Origin of the sequence: Terrisporobacter muris (genome assembly GCF_024621905.1) — a bacterium.
GTDB lineage: Bacteria > Bacillota > Clostridia > Peptostreptococcales > Peptostreptococcaceae > Terrisporobacter > Terrisporobacter muris.
Map to the genome: position 1 here is coordinate 1 of NZ_JANKBY010000062.1, position 14,541 is coordinate 14,541.

Here is a 14,541-nt window from a genome sequence, read left to right on the forward strand (position 1 = left end):
TTTATTTTTGTATTTTCTATCAAATCGTAAAAATTAATTATATTATCTCCATCTTCGTTAATAAAATATTGTAAATGACATATTACTTCTTTAATGTATACACTTTCTTCTCTGTCATAAAAATCATAATATAAATCCTTCAAATATTGTAAATAGCATTTATTTATTCTAAGTTTTACATAAATACTTTCTTTCATGTTTTCATTTATTTTATCCTTTAATATAGTATAAACACATCTATATTCTTTACTTAATTTTTTTTCTTTTAACTTTTCTATTAATAGTGACTTTATTCCCTCTGCTGACTCTTTATTAATAAATACATTTATAAAGTAATTCCCTCTACAGTATTTAAATTGATAAAAATCAGTTATTTTACACATAATTAATCCTTTCTTTTAAAATTTCTTATTTGAAATTATTACCATTATGTGTAATTTTTTATACGTATTTATTATAAGCATAGAAAATCCTTAAGCAAATGCTTAAGGATTTTCTATTAATTATTTTTAAAGTCCATCATCATACTATCTCCAAGTATGTCTTGAAACTTAATATATTCTTTTTTTACTAATATTATTAACAACTCACGAAGTAAATCAATCACTATTTCTCCATTGAAATCATCCACCAATGATATATAAGGAACTTGAAGTATAAGTTCATTACTTTGACTAAGTACAAATTTATTTGCTGTATATGATATATTTAAATCATTGATTAACTTTAATACTTCTTCTCGTTTATCTTCTAACGTTAGTTTTCCAAAGAAAATATTTATCATTGTATAAGCAGATTCGCTTAAAATAATAGCTGTTAAACAATTATTAGCATAAATATCTTGAAATGATCTAAATAAAACTAGGTTATCTTTTTCTACAATAGTAAACATATTTTCCATAGATTTCTTCCTTAGGGCTTCCTCTAATAAAACTTTTTTTACTTGTAGATTTTCCATTCTTCTTCCTCCTGTTTTATCCTTGAGCATCTAAAAAAGATAAAATTCCTTGAGATATTCCTTCTGCCAAATCTTTCTGGAACTCAGGATTTGTTAATTTTTTTTCTTCCTTAGGATTACTTAAAAAACCACATTGTAATAATATAGCTGGCATATTATTATTTTTTAATATATCGAATGTAAAAGGTGTAACTCCTCTATCCTTTAAATCCACATAGGCTGCCACAGACTTTTGTACTAGTGTAGCAAGTTCATCCGAAGCATCATTCGCTCCTACTCTATAAAATGTTTGAACTCCCTCTGCAGTAGGGTCCTCATTTCCCGCCATACGAATAGATACAAAAACATCAGCATTTTGTTTATTTCCATCTTCTACTCTTTCACTATTAGATAATGCTATGTCTGTATTTCTAGATACAACCACACTAATGTCTCCTTGAGAAGATAATCTTGATGATACCAATTTACTTATTTGTAAATTCACATCTTTTTCTAAAATACCATTTTTAGTTTTATATCCTGCATCAGCACCTCCACGACCTACATCAATATATACTACATATTTCTTCTTTTCGGTAGTATTCTCCTCTTCCAAATCAAATTGTTTATCTTTATTTACTTTACTTGTATCTTCACCTTCTCCAAATACCGCTGTAATAAGAGAGCCTACATTCTCTTTTGCCACAGATACACCTGATGCTACAGCTTGGAAGGCCTTAAATAAACCAAATGTCAATATTAATAAACATACAACTACAAGAACCAATTTTCTTTTATCTATTCTAGTTGTTTTTTTTCTTCTATGTTTTCCTTTTTTACTTTTTCTTGCCATAATTTCACCCTTCTTAGCATATTATCCCTTATAATGAAAATAATTCTGATAAATTTATTTTAACACCAAGAAAGATTCTTTTCAACTTACTTATAATATCCAAATATTTTTAAATATCGCCTTTCACCCACTTTTAAACTTAAAGGATAATCTAATAAATCATAAGTATTTTGACTTATTAGATAGTCATACACTTCATCCCCATCTAACAAAATCCTAGTGATTATCATTGTATGATATGCCTTGCCATCTTTAATAAGTTGAACAACATCACCAAGCTCCAATTCATCATAATCAGCTTCTGCCGCATATACACCAAAATTATCAGTATCATCATTATTATTCCCAGTAAAATACTCAAAAAAAGGCTGCGCTCCAGTCCAACTAGGTGTTCTATTTTTATCGCTATACCAATACCATTTTTTCATCACATTGCCGCCATAAGGATCCATTGGTACTCCACCAGCATTAACACACTGAGAAATATAGTTAGTACAATTTCCTCCCCACTCTTCATAATCTTGAAATCTAGGATTCCTATCCAGTGCCCACCGTCTTGCATACTGAACAGCCCCCATTCTATCATATTCATAAAACATAGATTCACCCCAATACTAAAGTATTATTTTCTTTACAATATTTTTTATGGCGTATTCACTAAGGTAATGATAAATTTTATTAAAAGGTATTTTAAACTCAAGTAGATTTAAGATATTTTCATCTATTTCACAAGACGAAAAAGGTAATATTAAATATTCATGAGTAAAATAAAATATATTTTCTTCATCTAAACAAATACTATCTTCACATATATAATGTAAATAATCTTCTACATATCCTTCAAATTCCATAAACAAAGTTTTAATTTGAATTATTATATATTTTTTAAGTACTTTTATATAGTCTACATTTTCCTTGAACAAATCTTTTAAAACAATCTCTTTTTTCAACTTAAAATCATAATTATAACCTTTTAAGTAACTTATATCATAGAATCCTGCTAATTGTGAAAATTCAATAGCTAAGCTAATTATGTCTTTTGATACATATCCAACTTGAAATTCAGTAAGACTATTTATATGAATATGTTCTTCATTACTTACGTTATAGCTATCTTCTACCACATCCATAAAAGCCATTATATCTTCAAAAATAACTTGGTTAATACTTTCTATCATTTCATTTTTTAAATAATCTTTCTCATTCTTTTCTTTATAGTATATCTTAGGAATGTTTATATAGTATTTAATATAATCTTTCTCATATTGTAAAAGTTCTTTTGCAATTACTATCATAATCGCTCCCCTCTCTTTTATACACAAGATACAATCTTTATACTTTTATATTTAATAATATGAGCATTAATTTATTTTTATTATTTATAAAAAATTTGATTAGCTTCATATATATGGGTTTTCTATTAAAAAAGGGCTATAATGAAAATAAAATTTTCATCATAACCCTTTTTTAATTAATCAATTATTCTTCTTGCTGTTACATATCCTTTTACATAGTATGAAGTTGATAAACTTTCATATCTCACTGTTTTTCCTGGACTAGGCGAGTGAACAAACTTATTGTTTCCTACATACATTCCTACGTGACGTATAGTATTCGTACCACTATTGAAGAATATTAAATCTCCTGGTTTCAAATTGCTCTTGCTAACATATTTTCCATTTGATGCCTGATCCCTAGAGCTTCTGTTTAAGTATATCCCTGCTTTTTTATAACAGTAATATGTAAGTCCTGAACAATCAAAAGAATTTGGTCCTGCTGCACCATATACATAAGGCTTACCTACTTGAGCTTTAACAGCAGATACTACTGTATCAATTTTTTTGTTTGTTGTAGATGATGTTGATTTTTTTGTATATGAAACTTTTATATCACTAGAATCTCCTGAATATATTTTCATATAATCAGAAGATACATATCCTGTTAAGGAATTGGATAATTTAACCTTAGACCATCCATTACTATATGATTTTATTACCCCTACAACACTACCTTTTTTAATAGTTTTTTTAACACTATAATTTGTTCCAGGTCCTTTTCTAACATTTAGTTTTGTAGATGTCACTTTTCCAACTCTCGTTATAGTATCATTATTTTCATTCGATGTTCCTGAAATAGTTTTTAATTTAGAATAATCATTACTAATATATCTAGTACTACCTTTATATTCAACTTTATACCAACCATTGCTGCATGTAGAAATATATTTAAGTTGTGTTCCTTCTGTTACTGTTCCTGCTATAGAATCGTCCGTACTTGGACCTTTTCTAACATTAAGAGCATAACATCTTACTTCTACAACTTTAGTCGCTTTCTCTCTTTGAGTACTAGATGTAACTTGTTTAGCTTCCACATTTTCATTTAAAGCAACTACTGGCAACATGCTTGTAGTAAGCATCCCCACTGCCATAGCCTTCGATATTACTTTCTTATTTTTATTAAAAATCATACTCCACACATCCCCCCTTTTGTAACTTATTTCTCTCCATTATATCATAGTTCAGATTTAAATTTCCATATTTTAACAAAAATAAAAATTATATAGCAAATTTTTACTAAAAAACAGGATTATTTAGTTTACTTCTTATAACTATTTTTTATAAATCCATTTATCATATATTTATAAAAGCAGTATAAAGCTTTTTTTAATGGTAATTTTTCAATTTTAATATATATATTCCAAGTCCACATAGCTGCCTTTATTTTATTATGACTTATAGATGTTTTAGATTTTCTATAAGAAGATAAAACCTCATTTAATCCATAAGCTGTTACACCATTTTTTAATATTTTAAGCCATAAAATAAAATCTTCATGATGATAGTTTTCAAACTTTATTGGAGTATCTATTTTTAGTCTATCTATCATTACAGTCAAACAACCTATGTCATTTCCTTTTAATAACCTGTTATAATCTTCATATTCCTTTGCTTCAATAATTTTATTTAAACTTTCATTACTTTCATCTATCAAATCATAAGCAGTGTATGTAAATGCATAGTTATTTTTCAACATAAAATTTATTTGATTTTTAATTTTATTCTTTTTATACAAATCATCTGTGTCTAAAAATGAAATAAATCTACCATTCGCATTTTCAACTCCTATATTACGAGCTGCCCAAACTCCCTTATTTTCATTACATTTTATATATTTAACAAAGGGAAAAGTATTGGTATATTTTTTTATTATATTTTCACTATTATCCGTTGAACCATCATCAATAATTATCATCTCTATATTTTTATAACTTTGATTTAACACACTTTTTATACATTCTTCAATATATGTTTCTCCATTATATATAGGTGTAATTATAGATACTAAATTATCTTCCACATAGATTCCCCCTCTTTATTTACAATTAAAATAGGGAGAGATTGTCATTAATCTCTCCCTATTTTTCGTTATGTTATACTTTTGTTATATTTTTATTACCCTATTATATATATTTTACGAAAATATTTCAAGAAAAGTTATGATGAATAATAAATTTTTTCTTTATCTAGCACCTTCTCCAGTAAAAATTACCTTAACAGTTCTAAATAATATGGAAAAATCTAAAAAAACACTTCTATTTTTAATATAATATAAATCTTCTTTTATTTTATCTTCTGGAGATATGTCATATCCTCCATGTACTTGAGCATATCCTGTAAGACCTGGTTTAATCACCAGTCGATTAATAAAACCTGGTATCTGATCATTAAATTCCATAGTTAAAGTAGGTCTTTCTGGCCTAGGACCAATTATACTCATTTCACCTTTTAAAATATTTAAAAACTGTGGTATTTCATCTATTCTTGTTTTTCTTATGAATTTTCCCACCTTTGTAATTCTTGGATCATTTTTCTCAGCCCATATGGCTCCGTTAGTTTCTGAATTAACCCTCATGGATCTTAATTTATATATAAAGATTATCCTACCATCCTTACCCAATCTATCTTGTTTATAAAAAACAGGACCTCCGTCTTCTTTTTTTATTAAGAAACCAAAAACTATTATTATAGGTATAGAAATTACCAACCCAATTATCGCAACTATTATGTCTAGTATTCTATGATATATTTTAAATAAGAAAGAGTCATTTACTATGGAATAGTCTATGCTTGATGTTATTTCATCACTAAAATCACAAACATTGCCCTCAAATTTTTCAATATACTGACCCATCATTGTGCTATACCTCCCTATGCACAAATATACTTACAACTTACCATATTATTCCATTTAACATTATATTAACATTATAGTTTATAAATTTCTTTATATCAATATTTTTAATTTGTTTTCAAAGTTTTTCATATTAAATTCACACAACTATTAAAATAGTTTTACATTTACATTAATTCTCTTTAACAAAAAACAGATGCTTAAAAACATCTGTTTTAGTTTATTTTTTATTCATTGCAATTTTATCTTGTGATAAAGAAATGCTATTTGATTCACTTAGAAGTCCATCATTACGACCTAGTTGTTTTACAACCAGTGTATCACCATTATCTACCGATTTTATTTTTAAAGTCTTATCATCCACAAATATAGTATCTATTTTCTTATTATTTATATAAGCAGAGCTATTTTTTGTAAAATTTAATCCTTTTATTAAAATAGACTCTTTTTCCTGTTCAAAAGAAGAAATAGTAACATCGTCTATTCCCATTTTCATATTATTTTTTTTAGGTTTTTCTTCATTTTTTAAATAATAATTTTTACCAAATAATATATCATACTCTAATAATTCTTCATATTTTACATAATCTTTATCATCTTTTAAATAAGTACGGAATTTTTCCATCGGTCCATATTTAAGCCCTGCTAATTGCATAGCCATACTGCTAATATTATAGGCTTCTGTATTATTAAAATCAGAATTATTCACTTTAAAATTACTATAAAAAGCAAAAGGAGCTTTATATGCATCTAAATAAATTTTTTCATTTTGAAATAAATTTAATGCAGGCATATGATCTGAATAAAATACAACCATAGTATCTTCATCACTATTATCTACCATTTCCATAACATCGCCTATAAAATCATCTGTCTCTTTTATTTGATTGGCATAATAATATAATTGATTTTTATCTACATCTGATAAATTTCCACTTATTTTTATAGGAAAATCATATGTTTTTAAAGCATCTCTTGGATATGAGCTATGACCTTGTACTGATATAGTATAAACTAAGTCACTTTCTGGTGTACTATCAAGTGCTTTTTTTATATATTTAGTTAATATGGTATCTTTAACCCAACCTTTTTCATTCTTCTCGTAACCATTCATATATTCTAATGAAGTAAATGTATCAAACCCAAGTTTCTCATAAGCATTGTTTCTTGTATAGAAATTTCCTTGGAAATTATGAATAGCATGCGCACTGTATCCTTCAGATTTAAGAGTAGTCGCAAGAGAATTATAGTACTTTCCTTTTAATATAGTATTATAAGGGATTTCTCCTGGAGTTAAGTAATCTATATTATTTCCTGTCATTACTTCATATTCAGTTCTTACAGTTCCTCCACCTGTTGTCGGAACATTTGCCATATAACCTTTACTTTTATCACATATTTTTCTGTAGTTTGGAATAGGATCTTCACTAAAATTAGCTTCCTTTATCTTTGTTGGATCCATAAAGGCCTCTAGTTGTATAAAAATCATATTAGGCTTATTTGAATTCAATTTTCTATTATCTTCTTTTTCTTTTTTATCTACCTTTGCTCTAATTTCTTCAATTGCGGATTTACTATATCCTTCGGGCTTTACTCTTACATACTTTACTGCTGATTCTATTGTAGAAAATACATATCCATTTTTCTTATAAGATGATGTTATGTCCCATCTCATATATCCCATCTTTCCACTAGCATACTCTGCATTAGTTACTATAGGAAAAGCAATAAATATAATTAATGCTAATATTATATTTGTTGCACTTGTTATTCTTTTATTACTGTTTTCTTTTTTAAACAAATAGACTGTTATACATATTACTGCTATTACAGATAACAATACACCAATAATCATTGGTAAGGTAACATAATTTCCAGCTATCTCTAACCCTTCTCCAATAGAGTAAACATCTGAAAAAGTAAGAGGCACTCCTCTTACACTAAATAAATATTTACTAATTCCTGAAATAGTTAGGATTATAAAAGAAATTAAAAAATAAAAAGTTTTCTTTCTTTTTAATACAAATATTAAAGATGTGATCAATAATATTAACATATAGTTAACAAAAAACACACCAGGTTTATTTAATAACAATAATTTAACATACCTTAATTTTCCTCTTAATAAATATTCAGTTATGATTAATAGAAAAAGTCCTCCTATTAACCAAAGCATAACTTCTTTAATTGACTCCTTATTAATCTTAAAGAGTGCTTTCAAATCATTCTTCATTTATGGTTCCCCCATTACATTCTTTTTCTCTATTTGAAAATTATATACTATTTAAGAGCAAAATACAAAAGATATAACCTTAAGTTTTTCTTACATTTTTGTCATAAATTTGTAAGAAAAAAGCCTCCTCATTATTTAATTAATGAGGAGGCTTTTATATATTTATATTGCTTCTTCTAAAGAGGTACCTTCACTATCTTCTTGCATTTCATCTAGTTGTAAATCGTGTATTTGTTTAGAATCATCTGTTTTTTTAGATTCATCTATTGGGTTTGTTTCATCTGTATTCTCTTCTAATTTCACTTTGTTTATTATCTTTCCTGTTTCATTAAAGGTATAAGTATAGCCCTTTATCTCTACTTTACAAGATTTATAAGCTTTGCCTTTACTACCAAAATAGTAAGAATCATTATTTATCTTAATCTCTTTATCTGTAATCATTTTTCCGTTACTGCCAAAGTAATAATAGTCAGCTCCTATTTGAACTTTTTTATTAGCAACCATTACATAATTCTTATCAAAGTAATAATATGAATCACCTATATATCTCTTATCTTTTAATGCTTGCCCCTTGTTATCTCCAGACTTTTTAAAGTAATATTTTTTACCAGATATTGTTTGCCATCCAGTTTTCATTTTTCCATCTTTACCAAAGTAGTAATAGTTATCTCCTATTTTAACCTTTTTATTAGTAACCATCACATAATTTTTATCAAAGTAGTAGTATGAACCACTTATATATACCTTACCTTTTAGCGCTTGGCCATTACTATCTCCTGATTTCTTGAAGTAATATTTCTTACCAGATATTGTTTGCCATCCAGTTCTTCTTACTCCATCTTTTCCTAAATAGTATTTCTTACCAGATATTGTTTTTAAACCAGTTTGCATTCTTCCCTTACTATCAAAGTAATAAGTTTTATTATTAATAGTGTACCATCCTGTTGCATATTTACCATTTGATTTACAATAATACTTATATCCATTTATTGTATGCCATGCTTTTCTAAGTTTTATGTTGTATTGTCTAGCTATCCAAGCGTCACTATTAGATGTATTTTTTATTATTACTGTAGCTCCTACTCTTATTTTATTATATAGCCACTCTACATCCTTGTTATGCATTCTGATACATCCGCCACTTATGTGTTTACCAATGGAACGTTCATTATTATTTCCATGAATTCCATATGTAGTTCCATAACCATACATATTTAGACCCATCCATCTTTTCCCTAAAGGATTTCTTGGATCCCCCCCAGGAATTCCGCCTTTATAGTAAGGTCTGTTTTTAATTTTATTTACTATAGTTGTCTTTCTCTGTGGTGTCGGTGTACTTGCTTTTCCTGTTGCACATTTAAATTTTCTTACTAAAGTATAATTTTCGTAAAAATTTAAAGTATTATTTTTTGAATTAACTATAATTAACTGATGAGTTGCTGCGTTTGATACTGGTATGCTTGAAGCTAATATCATAACTGTTGCTAATAATATTGTACAAAAGGATTTAAATCTTTTTTTCATAATTTATCCCCCTTTCATAATTAAGATAAAATATTATACAATAACATTTTAACATATTTTCCCATGTGAAAGGAGTATAATTTGGTTACATATCTATTAAATTATATGATATGATAAAAAACTTACAATTAATCCAGATAATACATTACCGATAAAAATACCACTTAGTGCATCTTTAAGTCTCATTTTTAAAATTGATGCAATAGCTGCTGCTGTCCAAGTTCCCGTTGTTGGAAAAGGTACACCTACAAATAAGATAATACCTATCATCGATACGGCCTTCATTTTCTTCATGCTTACTTCTATTTTGTTGTCAATTTTGTTTAATAAATAGATAAATATCTTTTTTTCTCTTAAGAATTTCACTACATGTCTATATGCTAAAACAAGAGGTATGCCAACCAGTGTAGATCCTAACACACTGGCAATATATACTCCTATAGGATTTAAATCTAAAGCTATGCCTATAGGTATAGCTCCTCTCAACTCTGTAACAGGAACCATTGATAAAATCATTATTCTTAAATACTCCAATTCATACCTCCTTTTAAGAATTATATTTCAGATGTAATCATATCTAATAATTCACTATTTTCTTCATAGCCTTTCGGATTGTTAATTTGCCATCTCCATGAATCTTCACACATTCTTTCAATACCAAATTCCGCCTTCCATCCCAACTCTTTATATGCTTTAGTTGGATCTGCATAACACATATCTATATCTCCTGGTCTTCTATCAGTAACCTTGTATGGTATTTCTATGTGATTTACCTTCTCAAATGAATCAACTAAATCTAAAACACTGTAACCTTGACCTGTTCCTAGATTATAAATTACCAAGCCTGGCTTTTCTTCAAGTTTTTTAAGTGCAGCCAAATGACCTTTTGCTAAATCAACTACATGTATGTAGTCTCTAACACCTGTTCCGTCTGGCGTATTATAATCATTTCCAAACACACTAAGTTCTTTTAACTGACCAACAGCTACCTTTGTTATGTAAGGCATTAAATTGTTTGGTATACCATTTGGCTCCTCTCCTATTATACCACTAATATGTGCCCCGATTGGATTAAAATATCTGAGAATAGCTAAATTCAAATTGTTATTTGCCTTACTTAAATCTCTCATTATATCCTCTATCATAAGCTTAGTAGCACCATAAGGGTTTGTTGTTGATAAAGGAAAATCTTCTCTTATTGGACAAGTTTTTGGTTTTCCATATACTGTAGCTGATGATGAAAACACAAAGTTATTTACATTAAACTCTTTCATTAGCTCAAATACAACTAGTGTGCCCACTAGATTATTTTTATAATATTCTAAAGGTTTTTTTACAGATTCTCCAACTGCTTTAAACGCTGCAAAATGTATTATTGAATCAATATTATTTTCTTCAAAAACCTTTTTAAATGAATCCTTCTTTGTCACATCTATATTATAGAATTTAAACTCCTTATTTGTTATTTTTCTTATTCTATCTAACACTAATATGCTGCTATTAGACAAATTATCTACTATTACTACCTCATAATTTTCATTTAACAACTCCACAACTGTATGACTACCTATATATCCTGCCCCTCCAGTAACTAGTATCATAATTATCCCCCCAAAATTAATAATTATATTTTTTAATCACAAGTTAAATTTACCATATTTTTGCATATGCTTCAATTTATATCCTTTTTACTTATATACAAAAAACATCTTATATTATTGCATAAGATGTTTTTTCATAAAAAATATTTATTTTATATATACGGATGCACAATATCCTACTGTATTATTATAACTTACTTTTAGCCATCCGTTTGTTTCTTCATATATCTTAATGCTTGCCCCACTTGGCATTGTCAGCAACTTATTTCCATCTAAACTTGGTAAATCTCTAAGATTTACCCTAGCTATTGTATTGCCCCATTTATAATCTTGTGTTATTTTTGATGTTAAATAATTTGTACTCACCCATCCCAATTTGTTATTATATTTTACTTGTGCCCAAGTTTTACTACTATTGTATGATAAAACGCTCAATTTAGAGTTTTTAGGTATAGTACATATTTTAGAGCTGTTAATACTTGGACTTGTTCTAAAATTCACGTTTGCGCTTGTATATAATATATTATCATTATTTGAATTATCAATATCACTTACCTTTTTTAAATAAGATTTACAAACCCAGCCTTCATTTCCATTAAAATTAAATTTTATCCAATCACCATATTTATCAAAAGCTATAGGTTTTAATATTATACATTTAGATAAAACTCCTATTTTTTTATAATTAGATGAAGGCCCAGTTCTAACATTAACTGGAGAAGTAGTTATATAATCTTCATACTTATAATTATTATCTTCTTCTTGAGAAGTCATTTTTTCTATATAAGTTGCATTAACCCAACCAATTTCATTCTTATAACTAACTTTTGCCCATTTATTATCATTGGAAGTATCAATAACTTCAACTTGACTACCCTTTGGCATAGTTAAAATTATTACATTATCTGTAGAAGGCCCTTTTCTTAGATTTAACCTCTCTTTTGTTTTATAACTTCCAGGTTTGATATCTACATCATTATTATCTTCAACTATTTTAATATATTTTGCACAAACCCATACATATTGATTGTTATACTTAATTTTAACCCATAATTTATCTTGTGAATACTCTAATGGTGTCACTAAGGTTCCTTGTTTTAAAGTTCCTGTAGATATGTAGTCTATTCCTGGCCCTTTTCTCATATTTAAATTATTCATTAAATAATACTGATTTTCCCCTAATTTCTCAGCTTGAGCAAGAACCAAACCAGATGATATGGTTGTACCTACTACTAAAGAACCTAGTAATACTTTTTCAAAGCTTTTCATTCATTTACCCCCCATTTTTACAAAAATATTCTTTTTTATTAAAACTTTAGCATATATTAAGTTAGAAATCCAATTTTTTCTAATAATTATTTTACTAACTTACTAATTAGTAGTAATTTCATCTAATTTTGACTTCTAATTTATAGGCATAAAAAAAGAACCCTATTAGGATTCTTATAATCAAGCAAATCTATAAGCGGAGTTCTGTATTTGATAATCATCTATCTAGGCATATTGTCACCAATATGCTCAAGCGACCTACCTACCGGAGAGTGCGAGCAACACTCTTTTAGCCCTATTTTGGTCTTGCTCCAGGTGGGGTTTACACGGCTTTCTCAGTCACCTGAGAAACGGTGAGCTCTTACCTCGCCTTTTCATCCTTACCAAGAAAATTCTTGGCGGTAATTTTCTGTTGCACTTTCCTTAGGATCACTCCCACTAGGCGTTACCTAGCACCCTGCTCTATGGAGCTCCGACTTTCCTCACGTAGCTAATGCTACCTGCGATTATCTGACTTACTTAATCTTTAAATATCTTACCATATAAAAATATTTTTGTCAAAACCATTATATTCCAATAAGTGGTGTGATAGAAAATAACTTCATTTAAGAAGCATATAAATTAAATATTCATTCAAAGAATTTATTATAACAAAAAAGGAGCTTCGAAAGCTCCTTTTTAATATAAACTATATAGCCGCTATTAAACCAACAACTAGTGCACTTAATAAACTTACTAAGAAACCACCAACCATTCCTCTAAATGCTAGTTTGGCTAATTGGCCTCTTTTTTCTGGACAAAATACAGATATTCCAGATATACATACACCGATAGAGCTTATATTTGCAAATCCACATAGTGAAATAGAAAGCATTAAAGCTGTTCTTGGATCAAGAGTTTTTATAACTTCTCCTAATTGTCCAAATGCAACAAATTCATTTAAAACTAACTTGCTTCCTAGCAATTGACCTGCAAGCTGAGCACTATTTGTATCAAGACCCATTAAATATCCTATTGGTGCAAATAATACTGAAAATATTTGCTCTAAAGATAATCCAAATACTCCAAGAACACCATTAACTAGAGCAACTAAAGATAGAACTGCTATAAGTGAAGCACCTATACCAAGTGCCATATTAAGCCCATCATTTGCTCCTTGAGATATTGCTGATATTAAATTTGGATTATCACCTTTATTGTCAATCTTAACTTCTTCAGCTTCATCTATTTTTAATTCTTTATTTTCTGGTAATATAAGTTTTGAGACTACTATACTACCAAGAGGAACTAAAGCTCCACCTATTAATAAGTATTTCATTGGTATACCCATACCTGCATATCCCATAAGTACTGTAGCAGACATACTACCCATTCCCGAAACTAAAACAAGCATTATTTCACTTTCACTCATGTTTTTTAAGTATTTACTTACTAATATTGGTGATTCAGTTTGTCCAAGGAACATATTTGCTGTAGCAACAAAACTTTCTACTTTTGAAGTTCCAAGTATTTTACCTATAATTCCTCCTATAACTGAAACAACTGCTCCTATAACTCCTAAGTAGTATAGAGCCGCAACTAGAGCAGATATAAATATGATGTTTCCTAAAACCTGTATTCCAAATACAAACCCTGTTGGTGCTCCACCATCAGCTAATGGTCCAAATACAAATGCTAAACCTTCACTTCCGTAACCTAGTATATTAGTTACAACATCAGATACCTTCTCAATTACCACTTGCCCTAAAGGGAATTTAACTAGCAAGAATGCTAATATAAATTGTAATACTAATGCTTTTAATATCATCTTCTTATCTATTAACTTTTTATTTGAAGAGAATAAGTATAATGCACCTAGTAAAACAACGATACCTATTATGTTTAATAATATTGTCATTTTATCAACCCATCTTCCATATTTTTTATATTAATT

14 protein-coding genes and 1 other RNA gene are annotated in these 14,541 nt (G+C 28.1%); all 15 read right to left on the reverse strand.

All coding sequences use genetic code 11. The features are described 5' to 3' along the window. A partial coding sequence (locus NSA58_RS07040; protein ID WP_257560325.1) for a hypothetical protein occupies window positions 1-383 on the reverse strand: 383 nt, incomplete at its 3' end. A gap of 116 nt (window positions 384-499) precedes the next feature. Further along, a complete protein-coding gene (locus NSA58_RS07045; protein ID WP_039679905.1) occupies window positions 500-958 on the reverse strand; it encodes a hypothetical protein in 459 nt (152 codons plus the stop codon). Window positions 959-974: 16 nt separating this feature from the next. Beyond that, window positions 975-1,790: an N-acetylmuramoyl-L-alanine amidase family protein gene (locus tag NSA58_RS07050; RefSeq protein ID WP_052233000.1), complete on the reverse strand. Its 816-nt coding sequence runs from the start codon at window positions 1,788-1,790 to the stop codon at window positions 975-977. A gap of 86 nt (window positions 1,791-1,876) precedes the next feature. Beyond that, window positions 1,877-2,389 carry an amidase domain-containing protein gene (locus NSA58_RS07055; RefSeq protein WP_039679904.1) on the reverse strand — a complete coding sequence of 171 codons (513 nt, stop codon included), beginning with the start codon at window positions 2,387-2,389 and terminating at the stop codon, window positions 1,877-1,879. A 15-nt stretch (window positions 2,390-2,404) separates the two neighbouring features. Next, window positions 2,405-3,085, reverse strand: coding sequence for a DUF3298 domain-containing protein (locus NSA58_RS07060; protein WP_074080239.1), 681 nt, complete (start codon window positions 3,083-3,085; stop codon window positions 2,405-2,407). Between the two features lie 176 nt (window positions 3,086-3,261). Further along, window positions 3,262-4,257, reverse strand: a complete 996-nt coding sequence (locus NSA58_RS07065; protein ID WP_074429450.1) for a C40 family peptidase — start codon at window positions 4,255-4,257, stop codon at window positions 3,262-3,264. A 128-nt stretch (window positions 4,258-4,385) separates the two neighbouring features. Then, window positions 4,386-5,147 carry a glycosyltransferase family 2 protein gene (locus NSA58_RS07070; RefSeq protein WP_039679902.1) on the reverse strand — a complete coding sequence of 254 codons (762 nt, stop codon included), beginning with the start codon at window positions 5,145-5,147 and terminating at the stop codon, window positions 4,386-4,388. A gap of 162 nt (window positions 5,148-5,309) precedes the next feature. Then, a complete protein-coding gene (locus NSA58_RS07075) occupies window positions 5,310-5,984 on the reverse strand; it encodes a sugar transferase (RefSeq protein WP_039679901.1) in 675 nt (224 codons plus the stop codon). Window positions 5,985-6,201: 217 nt separating this feature from the next. Further along, window positions 6,202-8,214, reverse strand: a complete 2,013-nt coding sequence (locus tag NSA58_RS07080) for an LTA synthase family protein (protein ID WP_039679900.1) — start codon at window positions 8,212-8,214, stop codon at window positions 6,202-6,204. Window positions 8,215-8,376: 162 nt separating this feature from the next. Then, window positions 8,377-9,738 carry an N-acetylmuramoyl-L-alanine amidase family protein gene (locus NSA58_RS07085; protein ID WP_074429449.1) on the reverse strand — a complete coding sequence of 454 codons (1,362 nt, stop codon included), beginning with the start codon at window positions 9,736-9,738 and terminating at the stop codon, window positions 8,377-8,379. A gap of 96 nt (window positions 9,739-9,834) precedes the next feature. Then, complete coding sequence (locus NSA58_RS07090) at window positions 9,835-10,272, reverse strand: COG2426 family protein (RefSeq protein WP_039679899.1); 438 nt, start codon at window positions 10,270-10,272, stop codon at window positions 9,835-9,837. A gap of 20 nt (window positions 10,273-10,292) precedes the next feature. Further along, window positions 10,293-11,342, reverse strand: coding sequence for a UDP-glucose 4-epimerase GalE (galE, locus tag NSA58_RS07095; RefSeq protein ID WP_039679898.1), 1,050 nt, complete (start codon window positions 11,340-11,342; stop codon window positions 10,293-10,295). A gap of 144 nt (window positions 11,343-11,486) precedes the next feature. Then, window positions 11,487-12,608 carry an SH3 domain-containing protein gene (locus tag NSA58_RS07100; protein WP_074429448.1) on the reverse strand — a complete coding sequence of 374 codons (1,122 nt, stop codon included), beginning with the start codon at window positions 12,606-12,608 and terminating at the stop codon, window positions 11,487-11,489. A gap of 177 nt (window positions 12,609-12,785) precedes the next feature. Then, window positions 12,786-13,130: RNase P RNA component class A (gene rnpB / locus NSA58_RS07105), an RNA gene on the reverse strand. Between the two features lie 166 nt (window positions 13,131-13,296). Next, window positions 13,297-14,505, reverse strand: coding sequence for a NupC/NupG family nucleoside CNT transporter (locus NSA58_RS07110; RefSeq protein WP_074079704.1), 1,209 nt, complete (start codon window positions 14,503-14,505; stop codon window positions 13,297-13,299). Between the last annotated feature and the right edge of the window lie 36 nt (window positions 14,506-14,541).

Excerpts from the sequence above, each read along its gene's own strand:
- NSA58_RS07045 (WP_039679905.1), bottom strand. The coding sequence starts at position 958 with ATGGAAAATCTACAAGTAAAAAAAGTTTTATTAGAGGAAGCCCTAAGG.
- NSA58_RS07050 (WP_052233000.1), bottom strand. The coding sequence starts at position 1,790 with ATGGCAAGAAAAAGTAAAAAAGGAAAACATAGAAGAAAAAAAACAACT.
- NSA58_RS07055 (WP_039679904.1), bottom strand. The coding sequence starts at position 2,389 with ATGTTTTATGAATATGATAGAATGGGGGCTGTTCAGTATGCAAGACGG.
- NSA58_RS07060 (WP_074080239.1), bottom strand. The coding sequence starts at position 3,085 with ATGATAGTAATTGCAAAAGAACTTTTACAATATGAGAAAGATTATATT.
- NSA58_RS07065 (WP_074429450.1), bottom strand. The coding sequence starts at position 4,257 with ATGATTTTTAATAAAAATAAGAAAGTAATATCGAAGGCTATGGCAGTG.
- NSA58_RS07075 (WP_039679901.1), bottom strand. The coding sequence starts at position 5,984 with ATGATGGGTCAGTATATTGAAAAATTTGAGGGCAATGTTTGTGATTTT.
- NSA58_RS07080 (WP_039679900.1), bottom strand. The coding sequence starts at position 8,214 with ATGAAGAATGATTTGAAAGCACTCTTTAAGATTAATAAGGAGTCAATT.
- NSA58_RS07085 (WP_074429449.1), bottom strand. The coding sequence starts at position 9,738 with ATGAAAAAAAGATTTAAATCCTTTTGTACAATATTATTAGCAACAGTT.
- NSA58_RS07100 (WP_074429448.1), bottom strand. The coding sequence starts at position 12,608 with ATGAAAAGCTTTGAAAAAGTATTACTAGGTTCTTTAGTAGTAGGTACA.
- NSA58_RS07110 (WP_074079704.1), bottom strand. The coding sequence starts at position 14,505 with ATGACAATATTATTAAACATAATAGGTATCGTTGTTTTACTAGGTGCA.